The sequence below is a fragment of the Streptomyces sp. NPDC001594 genome, from assembly GCF_042893675.1.
Lineage (GTDB): Bacteria > Actinomycetota > Actinomycetes > Streptomycetales > Streptomycetaceae > Streptomyces.
Window position 1 is genome coordinate 606,712 of sequence record NZ_JBIAVB010000001.1, and the last position, 12,966, is coordinate 619,677.

Genomic DNA, 12,966 nt, shown 5'->3' on the forward strand with positions numbered 1-12,966 from the left:
CGGACCTCTCAGGCCCGGCACGCGGGATGCCGTGCCCGGCACCTCGTACGAATGGACAACGACTTTCGGCCGCACGCGCGGTGACGGGACATCAGGCGGCCGCGGCGCGCTGGGTAGGCTCGTGATCGCCCCGGCCGACCTCCGGGGGCCCGGGAAACCGCACCCACCGAGCCGAGGAGCAACGTGCCCCTGTCCGCGAACCGCCGCCCCCGCAACCGCCGTCTGGCCGTGAGCGCCGCCCTGCTGGCCGTGGTCGCCGGGGTGGCGCCCGCGACCGCCGCCCAGGCGGCGGCCGCCCCCTCCGCCGAGGCCCCGCGCACCGCGGGTCCCGCGCTTCCGGCGCCGGACATGGAGGCCGTCGACCAGGCGCTGCGCAACACCCTGGCCGCCGGCGCCCCGGGCGCGCTGGCCCGGATCACCGAGGGCGGCCGCGCGCTGAGCGCGACGGAGGGCGTGAGCGACAAGGCCACCGGCGCCGCCATGGACACCCGGGCCCGCTTCCGCATCGGCAGCGTCACCAAGACGTTCTCGACCGTCGTGCTGCTCCAGCTGGTCCACGAGAAGAAGATCGAGCTGGACGTCCCGGTCAACCACTACCTCCCGGGGCTGCTGCCCGACGACCGGATCACGGTGCGCCACCTGCTGACCCACCGCAGCGGCCTGTCGGACTACACGAACGCCATGTTCGACAAGACCGTCCCCGGCTTCGAGGCCGTCCGCAACAAGGTGTTCACCTACCAGGAGCTGGTGGGCCTCTCGCTGGCCGAGCCCAGGACGGGCGAGCCGGGGGCCGCCTACCAGTACTCGAACACCAACTTCGTCGTCGTCGGCATGCTCATCGAGAAGGCGACGGGCCGCCCGGTGGCCAAGGAGTACGAGCGCCGCATCATCAAGCCGCTGAAGCTGCGCGACACCTCGTACGTGCACCCCGACGTCCGGATCGCCGGGTCGCACACGCACGGCTACCTCACCCCGGACGAGGCCGGCGCCCCGCTGGTCGACTCGACCGAGCAGACCGTGTCCTGGGCCCAGTCGGCCGGTGCGATGATCTCCAGCCCGGCGGACCTCAGCACGTTCATGTCCGCGCTGGTCGGCGGGAAGCTGGTGGCGCCGAAGCTGCTGGACCAGATGCTGACGATGACCCCGACCGACGCCGCGAACACCCGCTTCTACGGGCTGGGCCTGCGCCGTTACGACCTGTCCTGCGGCACCTCGGTGTACGGACACACGGGTACCGTCCAGGGCTTCTACACCTACGCGTTCACCACGCGCGACGGCAGGCGCAGCATGACGGCGATGGCGAACACCTCGAACCGGGGCGTCGCCAACACGGCCCTCGGCGCGACCCTGGAGGGGGCGTTCTGCGGCAAGAAGCCCGCGCCGGCCGCGAAGGCCCGGGGCTTCGCCTCCGCCCCGGCCGACGTGGACCTGCCGGAGCGCCACGCCCGCTGACGCCTTCCTCCTGAGGCCCGTCGCCTACGGCCTGTCCGGCCCTGATCCGCCGGACGGGCCCGGGGGCCCGGCGGGGGCGGGCCGCCGGCGGTACGACCGGTGGACGAGGAGGGCGCCGGCCACCCAGGCGGTGGCCAGGAGCCAGCCGCCGAGCACGTCGGAGGGCCAGTGCACGCCGAGGTAGACGCGGCTCAGGCCCACCGCCGCCCCCCACAGGACGGTCAGCGCGGCCACGGCGGTCCCGGCCGGGCCCAGGGATCCGTGCAGGGCGAGCGCCGCGAGCAGCAGTCCCGCGGCCAGGGCGCCGGTCGTGGCGTGGCCGGAGGGGAAGGACAGGTCCGTGGCACGGGTGGCCCAGTCGGCGGCGGGAGGCCGCGGCCGGGCAATGAGCTCCATCAGCGCGCGCCGTACGCCCTGCCCCAGGGCCAGGCAGAGCGCGAGCCCGGCCGCGGCCGCGATCCGCTCCCTGGTGGTCCGGCCGGCGTACAGGCCCGCGAGGACGACCAGGGCGTACGGCCAGACCCCGGTGCCGGTGGCGGTGACGGCCCGGGCCACGTCCAGGGCGGCGGGCGGCCGGTGGGCCAGGGACCAGGCGTGCGGGCCGGTGTCGAAGGGCAGCGGCCCGGACGCCGCGAGGATCACCCACAGTGTGAGCAGCGCGAACGCGGCCGAGGCGGCGAGGGCCGTCCAGGCGGCCGGGGTGAGGCCCCCGCGGGCGGCCGGGGGCCGTCCGCCGGGGGCGGGGCCGTCCATGGGCGCCGCCTCTCGGATTCCTGGCGGGGGCACGACGGGCCGCTACCCTCCGGCCCCGTCGTACGTGGTTCCACCGCACTGTAGCGAGCGGGGCGCGGGTGACGGCCGTGACCTGCGGGGCGAACGGGCGGTGATCGCCCGTCAGAGGGTGACCCAGTAGCGGCGCTTGGGGCCGACCAGGGTGTCCCGGACGTCCTCCAGGACGCCGCCGGCCCCCTCGATGGTGCGCTGCGAGGGCTCGTTGCCGGGGTCGCAGGTCAGCAGGACCCGGTCCATGCCCATCACCCGGGCCTCGTGGAGGACCTGGTCCAGTGCCCAGCCGGCCAGGCCGCGGCGGCGCGCCGACGGGCGGACGCTGTAGCCGATGTGGCCGCCGGCGTCGAGGAGGAAGGCGTTGAGGTGGTGCCGCAGGTCGATGGCGCCCAGGTAGGTGTCGCCCTCGGTGATCCACCAGTGGGTGGCGTGGACGCGGCCCTGTTCGACCGCCGTCGTGCGGTCGGACCGGCGGCGCAGGCGTCCGGTCCAGGCGGCGAACCCCTCGGCGCTCTCGACGTCGTCGTCGGCGTCCAGTCCGGCGCCGTCCATGTGGGCGTCGGCGCCCCATTCCGCCTGGGCGTCGAGCCAGGAGGAGTGCAGGCGGGCGGAGGGGGTGATCAGCTCGGGCATACCCCGACCGTAACAGTCCCGTCACCGGAGTCTTCAGCCTCGCGTGCCCCTCCCCGCCGGCTGCTCCCCCACCGGCTCCGGCCGCCCCCGGGCGACACGGCCGCCGAGCCATCGGATACTTTGCCCACCGTTTACACGAAGGCACCGAATCGCCCGCACGGCCCCAGGAGCTCCCGCATGCGCCACCCCATACGCCGCCCCGCAGGGACGGCCGTCCTGGCCGCCGCCGCGCTGCTGGCGGTCCCCGCCCTGGCGGCCTGCGACAGCGGGGCGAAGGCCCCGGCGGCGAGGAAGCCCTCGGCCTCCGCGGACACCCCCGCCGCGCCGGCCGCGCTGCCGGCCGCCCTGACGGGACAGAAGCCGGCCTGGGCCCCCTGCCCGGCGCCCTCGGCGGCGCAGGGCGGCGGCAAGGCCCCGGGCGGGAACTGGGAGTGCGCGTCGATGAAGGCGCCCCTGGACTACGCCAAGCCCGAGGGCGAGACCCTGGACGTGGCGCTGATCCGCAAGAAGGCCACCGACACGGACAAGCGCCTGGGCTCCCTGGTCTACAACTTCGGCGGCCCCGGCGCCTCGGGCGTCAAGACCCTCCCGCACGCGGCGGACGACTACGAGAAGCTCGGCGCCGTCTACGACCTGGTCAGCTTCGACCCGCGCGGCGTGGGCGGCACCGCCCCGGTCGCCTGTCTGGACGACAAGGCCCTGGACGAGGGGCCCGCCCCCTCCGAGGACCCGCTCGCCCCCGTGCGCACCTACACCCAGGCCTGCCGGCGCAACTCGGCCAAGCTCCTCCCCCACGTCGGCACGGCCGACACCGCGCGGGACATGGACCTGATGCGCCAGGTGCTCGGCGACGCCAAGCTGAACTACTTCGGCATCTCCTACGGCACCCAGCTGGGCGGCGTCTACGCCCACCTGTTCCCGAAGAACGTCGGCCGGACCGTGTTCGACGCCGTGGTCGACCCCACCTCGGACGAGCTCCAGGCGGGCCTGGGCCAGGCCAAGGGGTTCCAGCTGGCGCTGGAGCACGCGATGGCGTTCTGCCGGGACAAGTACGCGGCCGCGTGCCCCACCGGCGGCAGCGACGAAGAGGGCGACCGCCGGATCGGCGACCTGCTGAAGAAGCTGGAGAAGGAGCCCGCCCCCACCAGGAGCGGACGCAGGCTCAGCGCCGACCAGGCGCTCACCGGCATCGCCGCCAGCCTCTACGACAAGCAGACCTGGGACTACCTCGTCCAGAGCCTGGCCGAGCTGCGGCTGCGCGGTACCGGCAACAACCTGCTCGCCATCGCCGACGCCTACGGCGGGCGCGGCGCGGACGGCCGGTACTCCAACACCGACGCCGCCCACACCGCGATCGGCTGCGCCGACACCAGCCGCCGCTACACGGTGGAGGAGATGCGGGCCCAGGAGCCCGCCTTCCGCTCGGCCTCCCCGGTCTTCGGGCCGTTCATGGCCAAGGGCCTGCTCGCCTGCACCGACTGGCCCGTGCGCGGCACGTCCGACAAGCCCCAGGTGGCCGCCGAGGGCGCGGCGCCGATCCTCGTCATCGGCAACACCGGCGACCCGGCCACCCCCGTCGAGGGCGCGAAGCGGATGGCCGACGGCCTCGGCCGGGGCGTCGGCGTCAGCCTGACGGTGAAGGGCGAGGGGCACGGGGTCTACGGCACCGACGCCTGCGCCACCAAGGCGGTGGACACGTTCCTCGTCGACGGCACCGCCCCGGCGGACGGGACCGTCTGCCCCTGAGTTCCGCTTTGCCCCCGGTTCCGGCCTTTGCCCCGGCACCCGTACCGACCTGTGTTCGGGTGCCGGGATTCCGCCACCTACACTTGTGCCGCCCGGCCGCCGGTGCCGGCTTCAGGGGAGCGACGTCCTAGTGAGCAGCACCAGCAGTGAAGCGCCGATCTACGACCGGCTCGTACGCGAGCGCGGCGATGTCCCGGGGCAGGTCCGCCGCGAGGCGGAGGAGATCCTGCACCACCTCGCCCAGGTGATGGCGGGGCGGCCCCCGTCGGGCGGGCTGCCGGGCTGGCGCACCCACTAGGAGGCCTGCGCGCCTGGCGGTTCCCGCCATGGGCGGCGGCCCGAGTGTGGGGGTGGCGCACATCGGCAGACGGCGGCGGGGGCCCCTACCGTTCGGAGCATGACGAGCGGATCTTCCAGCATCACGTCCGGCGCCGCCGTGTCCGGCCCGGCGGGCCGGGTGGCCCTGGTGACCGGCGGCGGCAGCGGCATCGGACGCGCCTGCGCCGTGGCGCTGGCCGACGCCGGGGCCTTCGTGCACGTCGTGGACGTGGACGGGGAGGCGGCGCAGGCCGTGGCCGCGCGGATCGGCGGGGCCGCCCATGCGGCCGACCTCGCCGACCCCGCCGCCATCGAGGGCCTCCCGGCCGCCGTGGACATCCTGGTCAACAGCGCGGGACTGCAACACGTCGCCGCGATCGAGGAGTTCCCGCCGGAGCGGTTCGAGCTGATCCAGCGGGTGATGGTGCACGCCCCCTTCCTGCTGCTGCGCCGGGTGCTGCCGCACATGTACGGGCGCGGCTGGGGCCGGGTGGTGAACATCTCCAGCGTGCACGGGCTGCGGGCCAGCGCCTTCAAGTCCGGTTACGTGGCGGCCAAGCACGCGCTGGAGGGGCTGAGCAAGGTCACCGCCCTGGAGGGCGCCCCGCACGGCGTGACGAGCAACTGCGTCAACCCCGGCTACGTCCGCACCCCGCTGGTGGAGCGGCAGATCGCCGCCCAGGCCGAGGCGCACGGCATCCCCGCCGAGCGGGTCGTCGAGGAGGTGCTGCTGCGCGGCTCGGCCATCAAGCGGCTGATCGAGCCCGAGGAGGTGGCGGCGGTCGCGGTGTGGCTGTGCGGCCCGCACACCGGGCACGTCACCGGCGCCTCGCTGCCGATGGACGGCGGCTGGACCGCCGCCTGACGCCCCCGGGGGGAGTGTCGTAAAGCCAGGCGAAGGCCGGCTCGGGGAAATCCGGTGGAATTACTGCTTCTTGAAGGAACGGATCTGATAGGTGCCCATCAGGTTTCCGCCCGCACCGCCGGGGGTGGATCCGACACGGGCGTTGTAATTGGTCTGGGTGTAGTACTGGACCCGGTTGTTCTTTCCGTTCCAGACGGAGCGGACATTGATTCCGCGCTGGATGAAGCCGCAGTTGTCGGCCGTGTTCGCCCGCTGGGCGTCGGACCATTCACAGCGTTCCCCGCCGCCGTTCCAGTCACTGTAGATGCAGAAGTTCCCGGAGTTGCAGGTGTAGGCCGCGGCCTGGCTCCCGGCGGCCGACGCGTACGGTGCGGCGGCGAGGGAGAGGGCGAGGGTGAGACCGGCGGCGGCCAGCGAACTCATTCGGCGCATGACAGAGGTGCCCCTTTTGCGATCACGGCCGGGGGATCTCCCCGGCAAATGGACAGGGACGAACGGCGGAACTCGGCCGGGGCCCGGACACCGGACCGGCGGCCCCGCCCGGATTCAGCATGGAGTGCCCACGGCAGCGGCACGAGCCCCTTTCACGTCAGCCGGTGGTGGAATTCCGGAAGGCGCGGGCTTTGCGCGCGGGCCGCCCGGGGGGATGCTGGGAACGGGGACCGGGCACCGTGAGGAGGCAGGCCATGACACACGCCGAGGAGTGGAGGGTGGACCTCTACCTCGTGGAGGAGGACGGGACGACCAGGGCCCGCGCCGTGCTCGACAACGGGACGACCACGATCACCGGCAGCGGCCGGGCCCGGTGCAACCCGCAGGACGTGGACGTCCCCGCGATCGGCGAGGAGCTGGCGGCGGGCCGGGCGATGCGCGACCTGTCCGCCCGGCTGATGCGCGCCGCCGACCGGGACCTGGCGGCGGTGGGCGCCGTGCCCGCCCCGCCGCGCACCGGGTACGGCTGGCCGGACGACGCCCGCCCGGGAAGGTAGCCGGGCGGGCCGGGGCCGTCAGCAGATGCGGGGCAGCTGCTCCCCCAGGGGCAGGTCCACCACGCGGGTGCCGCCCAGGCCGGTGCGCGCTACGACCAGGCCCGGGTGGGCCTCGACGGCCTCGCCGATCACCGCCGCGTCCCGGCCCAGCGGGTGGGCGCGCATGGCGTCGAGGACGGCTTCGGCGTGCTCGCGGGGGACGAAGGCGACCAGCTTGCCCTCGTTGGCGACGTAGAGCGGGTCGAGCCCGAGGATGGCGCAGGCGTTGGCCACCGCCTCCGGGACCGGTACCCGTCCCTCGTGCAGCACGACGCCGGCGCCGGAGGCGGCCGCGATCTCGTTCAGGGCGGCCGCGAGGCCGCCGCGGGTGGGGTCGCGCAGGACGTGCAGGTCGGGGGTGACGGCGAGCATCGTACGGACCAGGCCGCCCAGGGCCGCGCAGTCGCTCTCGATGTCGACGCCGAACTCCAGCCCTTCCCGGACGCTCATGATCGCGACCCCGTGCAGGCCGATCCCGCCGCTGACGATCACCACGTCGCCGGGTACGACGCGTTGCGGGCGCAGGTCGACCCCGTCGGGGATCAGCCCGATCCCGGCGGTGTTGACGTACAGGCCGTCCCCGTGGCCCATCTCGACGACCTTGGTGTCGCCGGTGGCCACCTCCACTCCGGCGGCCCGCGCGGCGGCGCCCATGTCCTGGGCGACCCGGGCGAGGGTGGCCGTCTCCAGGCCCTCCTCGAGGATGAACCCGCAGGAGAGGTAGGCGGCCTCCGCACCGCACATGGCGAGGTCGTTGACCGTGCCGTTGACGGCCAGGTCGCCGATGCTGCCGCCCGGGAAGAACAGCGGGCGCACCACGTAGGAGTCGGTGGAGAAGGCCAGGCGCAGCCCGCCCAGGCGCACGGCGGCGGAGTCGCCGAGCTGGGCGAGGGCCTCGCCGCCGAAGGCGGGGGCGAACAGGTGCTGGACGAGCTCGGCCGACAGGGCCCCGCCGCCACCGTGGCCCATCACCACGCGGGGCCGGTCGCGCAGGGGGGCCGGACAGGTCCAGCCCGTGATGTCGAGGGCGGTCTCAGGCAACGGGGCTCGCCTCCAGCGGGGCGGTCGGGGCGGCGGGCCGGGCCGGGGTGCCGGGCTGCGCCGGGGTGGTGGCGGGCCGCGCGGCCTCGGGCCGCAGTTCCAGGCGCCGGTAGAGGTAGTACGCGGCGCACGCGCCCTCGCTGGAGACCATGGTGGCGCCGAGCGGGTTGCGCGGGGTGCACAGGGTGCCGAAGGCCTCGCACTCGTGCGGCTTGATCAGCCCCTGGAGCACCTCGCCGCTGCGGCAGGCGGCCGGCTCGCGGGTGGTGATGCCGGTGACGGAGAAGCGGTGTTCGGCGTCGTAGGCGCGGAACCGGTCGGAGAGCCGCCAGCCGCTGTCGGGGATGGTCCCGATGCCGCGCCAGGCCCGGTCGGTGACCTCGAAGACGTCGGCGAGCATGGCGAGCGCGGCCGGGTTGCCCTCGGGGCGGACGGCGCGCGGGTAGGCGTTCTCGACGGTGTGCTCGCCGCGTTCCAGCTGCCGTACGGCGCGGCGTACGCCTTCGAGGATGTCCAGCGGTTCGAAGCCGGTGACGACGATGGGGACGCGGTGGCGGTCGGCCAGGTCCGGGTACTCGGCGGTGCCCATGACGCTGCACACGTGCCCGGCGGCGAGGAAGCCCTGGACCCGGCAGCTGGGCGAGCTCATGATCGCCTCGATGGCCGGGGGGACCCGGACGTGGGAGACGAGCAGGCTGAAGTTGGTGATGCCGAGCTTCCTGGCCTGGTACACCGTCATGGCGTTGGGCGGGGCGGTGGTCTCGAAGCCGATTCCGAAGAAGACGACCTCGCGGTCAGGGTTCTGCCGGGCGATCCTGAGCGCGTCGAGGGGCGAGTAGACGACCCGTACGTCGCCGCCCTCGCCGCGCACCTGGAAGAGGTCGCGGCCGGTTCCGGGGACGCGGAGCATGTCCCCGAAGGAGCAGAAGACCACCCCGGGCCGGGAGGCGATCTCCAGGGCCTTGTCGATGACCTCCAGCGGGGTGACGCACACCGGGCAGCCGGGGCCGTGGATCAGCTCGACCTCGTCGGGCAGGAGCTGGTCGATGCCGTGCCGGATGATGGTGTGGGTCTGCCCGCCGCAGACCTCCATCAGCGCCCAGGGGCGGGTGACGGTGGCACGGATGTCGTCGAGGAGCCTGCGGGCGAGGCCGGGGTCCTGGAATTCCTCGATGTACTTCACTGCCGCACTTCCTTCTCGTCTCCGAACCGGGCCGCCTGCTCCCAGGGGTCGCCGAACTCCTCCTGGAGCATGCCGAGTTCGGCGAACAGGTCGAGGGTCTTGCGGGCCGATTCCTCGTCGAGCCGCTGCAGGGCGAAGCCCACGTGCACGATGGCGTACTCGCCCACCCGGAGGTCCGGGAGGTACTCCAGGCACACCTCCTTCTGCACGCCGCCGAAGTCGACGGTGGCCATGCGGGTGCCGTCCCTCTCCCCGATCTCAAGCACTCTGCCGGGAACCGCCAGGCACATGGGCCTCTCCTTGTGGTGGGTGTCGCGTGGCGGCGGCCGCCGCCACCATGAGCTGGCCGAGCGCCAGGCCCCCGTCGTTCGGCGGTACCCGGTGCTGGCGCAGGACGGTGAACCCCCGTGCGCGCAGCATCCGGGCGCAGGCGGAGGACAGGAGGGTGTTGCAGAAGACCCCGCCGGTCAGGGCGACGGTGTCCAGGCCGTGTGCGGCGCGGGCGAGCAGGCAGAGGTCGGCGACCAGGGCGGCGACGGCCGCGTGGAAGCGGGCGGCGATCAGCGGACGGGGGGTGCCCGCCCGTACGTCGGCGACCGCGGCGGACAGGACGGGCGCCGGGTCGGCGGTCACCGGGGCCGTCGTGCCCGGCGGCGGGAGGCGCAGGCCGAAGGCGTAGGCGCGGCGGTCGGGTGGTGCCTGGAGTGCGGCGGCCTCCAGTTCGACGGCGGCCTGGGCCTCGTGGCCGGCGTGCTGGCGGATCCCGGCGAGGGAGGAGACGGCGTCGAAGAGGCGGCCCATGCTGGAGGTGGGCGCGCAGTTCAGGCCGCGTGCCAACTGGGTTTCCAGTACGCGGAGTTCGTCCGGCGGGCAGGCGGCGGTGCAGGGCAGGTCCGGGGTCCGGGCGAGGCCGGCGGCGCGCAGGTGGGACAGGGCCATCCGGTAGGGGCGGCGCACGGCCGCGTCGCCGCCGGGCAGCGGGACGTAGGCGAGGTGGGCGAAACGGGTGTAGCCGGCGTAGTCCGCGAGGAGGACCTCCCCGCCCCAGACGGCGCCGTCGTCCCCGTAGCCGGTGCCGTCGAAGGCGACGCCGATGACCCGTTCGGCGCCGTCGTGGCCGTGTTCGGCCAGGGCGGAAGCGATGTGCGCGTGGTGGTGCTGGACGGGGACCAGCGGGCGGCCCGCCGCGTGGTCGCGGGTCCAGCGGCCGGAGCGGTAGCCGGGGTGCCGGTCGGCGGCGAGCAGGGCGGGGGTGACGCCGGTGAGGGCGGACAGCTGGCGCTGGGCGTGGGCGAAGGTGTCCTGGGTGGCCAGGTCGTCCATGTCGCCGATGTGGGCGGACAGCCAGGCGCGGCGGCCCTCGCCGAGGCAGAGGGCGTTCTTCAGGTCGCCGCCGGCGGCGAGGGTGGCGGGGACCGGGAAGGGCAGGGTGAGGGGCAGGGGGGCGTAGCCGCGCGAGCGCCGCAGGAGCAGGGCTTCGCCGTCGCAGATCCGGACGACGGAGTCGTCGCAGGGGACGTGGATCGGGCGGTCGTGGGTGAGCCAGGCGTCGGCGAGGTGGGCGAGGCGTTCCAGGGCTTCGTCGTCGTCGGTGACGATGGGTTCGCCGGAGAGGTTGCCGCTGGTCATGACGAGCAGCCGGGGCCCCGGCGGGTCGCCGGGCAGGCCGAGCAGCAGGTGGTGGACGGGGGTGTAGGGGAGCATCACGCCGAGGTCGGGGCTGCCGGGGGCGACGGCGTCGGCCAGCTCCGGGGCGGTGGCGGCCCGGCGGCGGAGCAGGACGATGGGGCGGACGGCTCCGGTCAGCAGCTCCCGTTCGCCGGGGCCGAGTTCGGCCAGGCGCTCGATGTCGGCGGGGTCGCGGGCCATCAGGGCGAAGGGCTTGTCCCCGCGTTCCTTGCGGCGGCGCAGCGCGGCCACGGCTTCGGCGTTGCCGGCGTCGCAGGCGAGGTGGTAGCCGCCGAGGCCCTTCACGGCGAGGACGGCGCCTTCGGCCAGCAGTCGGCGGGCTCCGGCGACGGGATCCGCGGTGGCCGTGGCGCGGGGCGGGCGGCCGGTGAGCAGCCGCAGCCGGGGGCCGCAGGCCGGGCAGGCGACGGGCTGGGCGTGGAAGCGGCGGTCGGCCGGGTCGGTGTACTCGCGGGCGCAGTCGGGGCACATCGGGAAGCGGGCCATGGTGGTGTGGGCCCGGTCGTAGGGCAGCCCGGTGACGATGGTGAAGCGGGGTCCGCAGTGGGTGCAGGTGATGAAGGGGTGGCGGTGGCGGCGGTCGGCGGGGTCCGCGAGTTCGGCGAGGCAGTCGGCGCAGGTGGCGGTGTCCGGGGAGACGAGGGTGCGGGGCGGGCCGCCGGTGCGGGAGGCGATGATGGTGAAGCCGGCGCCGCCGGTGGCCGGGACGGGGCGGTGGTCGACGGTGTCGACGACCGCCAGGGGCGGGGCGTCGGCGGCGAGGCGGTCGCAGAACGCCGCCACCGCCGAGCGGGGGCCCTCGACCTCGGCGACCACGCCCTCGGGGGTGTTGGTGACGTGGCCGGCCAGGCCGAGGGTGGTGGCGCGGGTGTACACGTACGGGCGGAACCCGACGCCCTGGACGACGCCGCGGACGGTGACGCGGCGCCGTTCGGCGGCCTCCATCAGTGGAGCCCGGCCGTGCCCGCGGGGGCGGTGTCCGGGTGGACCGGGGGCGGGGGGCCCGCGGGGTCGTCCCCGGCACGGCCCGGGACCGCTTCCAGGGGCCCGGCCGGTGCGGGACCGTGCTGGTGGGTGTGGTCGTGGGTGTGGTCGGGGCCGTGGGTGTGGGCCTGGCGGGACATCACCGGGGTGTGGGCGCGGGTGCCCCCCGCGATGGCCAGGGCGTGGTCCAGGAGGAGGCCCATGCCCTCCTGCGAGCGGGCGGAGGTGCGCAGGATCCGCACGCCCGGGTTGACCCGCAGGACGTTCGCGCGGAAGGCGGCCTCGTCGAAGCCGACGGCCTTCGCGATGTCGGTCTTGGTGATGACCACCAGCTGGGCCGGCCCGAAGGCGGTCGGGTACTTCAGGGGCTTGTCCTCCCCCTCGGTCACGGAGGCCAGCACCACGCGCAGGGACTCGCCCAGGTCGTAGGAGGCCGGGCAGACCAGGTTGCCGACGTTCTCCACGAACAGGAGGCGGGTGTCCTCGGGGAGCCAGCCGTCGAGGTAGCGGCCCAGCATGTGGGCTTCGAGGTGGCACAGGCCGTCGGTGAGGACCTGCTGGACGGGGACGCCCGAACGCGCCAGCCGTGTCGCGTCGTTCTCGGTCGCCAGGTCGGCGGTGAGGGCCGCCACGGACACGCCGCGTTCCCGGGCCAGCGTCAACTCCCGTTCCAGCAGCTCCGTCTTCCCGCTCCCGGGGCTGGAGAGCAGGTTGACCACGGTCGTTCCGCGGGCGGTGAGTTCGGCGCGCAGGGCCTGCGCGGCCCCGTCGTTCTTGGCGAGCACCGCTCGTCGCAGGTCGGCCTCTCGGCACACGGTCAGGCCTCCTCGGGGATCGGTTCGAGGGCGTCGTCCCAGACCACGCGCAGGATCCGCAGTTCGCGTCCGGAGAGGAGCTCGACGGCGGTGGCCTTGGCGCAGCGGGGGCAGGTCAGGTCGGGGGGCATGCCGACGGCCCACTCCCCCGCGCACGTCGCGCAGCGGGCGCGGGCGGGCACGCGGTGGGTGAGGAGTTCGGCGCCTTCGAGGGGGGTGGCGGCGCAGGCCAGTTCGAAGGAGAAGGCCAGGGCGTCGGGGACCACACCGGCCAGTTCCCCGATCTCCAGCTCCACCCGGCGCACGGAGCGTGCCGCTCCGGCGGGGGCCGCCTCCGCCACCTGGTCCACGACGGCCATGGCGATCGACATCTCGTGCATCGGACTCCGTCCTGCCGGGCCCCATTACAGCGGCGGGAGGCAGGGG

The 12,966-nt window shown here is 74.7% G+C and carries 14 protein-coding genes; 5 read left to right on the forward strand and 9 right to left on the reverse strand.

Features of this window, described 5'->3' with window-relative positions:
* Nucleotides 1-183 precede the first annotated feature (183 nt).
* On the forward strand, nucleotides 184-1,452 hold the full coding sequence (locus ACFY0O_RS03050) for a serine hydrolase domain-containing protein (RefSeq protein WP_388942026.1): 1,269 nt from the start codon (nucleotides 184-186) through the stop codon (nucleotides 1,450-1,452).
* 24 nt (nucleotides 1,453-1,476) lie between these two features.
* Here ACFY0O_RS03050 and ACFY0O_RS03055 read toward each other — a convergent pair whose 3' ends face one another.
* Together ACFY0O_RS03055 and ACFY0O_RS03060 are read right to left on the reverse strand one after the other, a co-directional pair.
* Complete coding sequence (locus ACFY0O_RS03055; RefSeq protein ID WP_388942028.1) at nucleotides 1,477-2,205, reverse strand: phosphatase PAP2 family protein; 729 nt, start codon at nucleotides 2,203-2,205, stop codon at nucleotides 1,477-1,479.
* Between the two features lie 141 nt (nucleotides 2,206-2,346).
* The gene (locus ACFY0O_RS03060; RefSeq protein ID WP_388942030.1) at nucleotides 2,347-2,871 is read right to left on the reverse strand and encodes a GNAT family N-acetyltransferase; all 525 of its coding nucleotides are present in this window, start codon (nucleotides 2,869-2,871) and stop codon (nucleotides 2,347-2,349) included.
* A 177-nt stretch (nucleotides 2,872-3,048) separates the two neighbouring features.
* On the opposite strand from ACFY0O_RS03060, the gene ACFY0O_RS03065 reads away from it, so the two are divergent.
* The 3 genes from ACFY0O_RS03065 (at nucleotide 3,049) to ACFY0O_RS03075 (ending at nucleotide 5,800) form a co-directional block, all read left to right on the forward strand.
* A complete protein-coding gene (locus ACFY0O_RS03065) occupies nucleotides 3,049-4,617 on the forward strand; it encodes an alpha/beta hydrolase (protein ID WP_388942031.1) in 1,569 nt (522 codons plus the stop codon).
* 130 nt (nucleotides 4,618-4,747) lie between these two features.
* Nucleotides 4,748-4,915, forward strand: coding sequence for a hypothetical protein (locus ACFY0O_RS03070; protein WP_358895325.1), 168 nt, complete (start codon nucleotides 4,748-4,750; stop codon nucleotides 4,913-4,915).
* Nucleotides 4,916-5,014: 99 nt separating this feature from the next.
* Nucleotides 5,015-5,800 (forward strand): 3-hydroxybutyrate dehydrogenase, encoded by a 786-nt coding sequence (locus ACFY0O_RS03075; protein ID WP_388942033.1) that lies wholly within the window; start codon nucleotides 5,015-5,017, stop codon nucleotides 5,798-5,800.
* 60 nt (nucleotides 5,801-5,860) lie between these two features.
* Here ACFY0O_RS03075 and ACFY0O_RS03080 read toward each other — a convergent pair whose 3' ends face one another.
* Entirely contained in the window at nucleotides 5,861-6,232 is a 372-nt protein-coding gene (locus ACFY0O_RS03080; RefSeq protein ID WP_388942036.1) for a peptidase inhibitor family I36 protein, read from the reverse strand.
* A gap of 254 nt (nucleotides 6,233-6,486) precedes the next feature.
* Here ACFY0O_RS03080 and ACFY0O_RS03085 point away from each other — a divergent pair, with 254 nt between their 5' ends.
* Entirely contained in the window at nucleotides 6,487-6,789 is a 303-nt protein-coding gene (locus ACFY0O_RS03085; protein WP_358895328.1) for a DUF1876 domain-containing protein, read from the forward strand.
* Between the two features lie 18 nt (nucleotides 6,790-6,807).
* On the opposite strand, the gene hypE is transcribed toward ACFY0O_RS03085, so the two are convergent.
* The 6 genes from hypE to ACFY0O_RS03115 are packed head-to-tail and all read right to left on the reverse strand — an operon-like array spanning nucleotide 6,808 to nucleotide 12,920.
* Nucleotides 6,808-7,869 (reverse strand): hydrogenase expression/formation protein HypE, encoded by a 1,062-nt coding sequence (hypE, locus tag ACFY0O_RS03090; RefSeq protein ID WP_388942039.1) that lies wholly within the window; start codon nucleotides 7,867-7,869, stop codon nucleotides 6,808-6,810.
* The gene (gene hypD, locus ACFY0O_RS03095) at nucleotides 7,862-9,052 is read right to left on the reverse strand and encodes a hydrogenase formation protein HypD (protein WP_388942042.1); all 1,191 of its coding nucleotides are present in this window, start codon (nucleotides 9,050-9,052) and stop codon (nucleotides 7,862-7,864) included. The genes hypE and hypD overlap by 8 nt, the downstream gene beginning before the upstream one ends.
* Nucleotides 9,049-9,342 (reverse strand): HypC/HybG/HupF family hydrogenase formation chaperone, encoded by a 294-nt coding sequence (locus ACFY0O_RS03100; protein ID WP_388942045.1) that lies wholly within the window; start codon nucleotides 9,340-9,342, stop codon nucleotides 9,049-9,051. Before ACFY0O_RS03100 ends, hypD begins: the two co-directional genes overlap by 4 nt.
* Nucleotides 9,311-11,686, reverse strand: a complete 2,376-nt coding sequence (gene hypF / locus ACFY0O_RS03105; protein WP_388942048.1) for a carbamoyltransferase HypF — start codon at nucleotides 11,684-11,686, stop codon at nucleotides 9,311-9,313. The genes ACFY0O_RS03100 and hypF overlap by 32 nt, the downstream gene beginning before the upstream one ends.
* Nucleotides 11,686-12,540, reverse strand: a complete 855-nt coding sequence (gene hypB, locus ACFY0O_RS03110; RefSeq protein WP_388942050.1) for a hydrogenase nickel incorporation protein HypB — start codon at nucleotides 12,538-12,540, stop codon at nucleotides 11,686-11,688. The genes hypF and hypB overlap by 1 nt, the downstream gene beginning before the upstream one ends.
* 2 nt (nucleotides 12,541-12,542) lie before the next feature.
* Nucleotides 12,543-12,920, reverse strand: a complete 378-nt coding sequence (locus tag ACFY0O_RS03115) for a hydrogenase maturation nickel metallochaperone HypA (protein ID WP_358895334.1) — start codon at nucleotides 12,918-12,920, stop codon at nucleotides 12,543-12,545.
* Nucleotides 12,921-12,966: the final 46 nt, after the last annotated feature.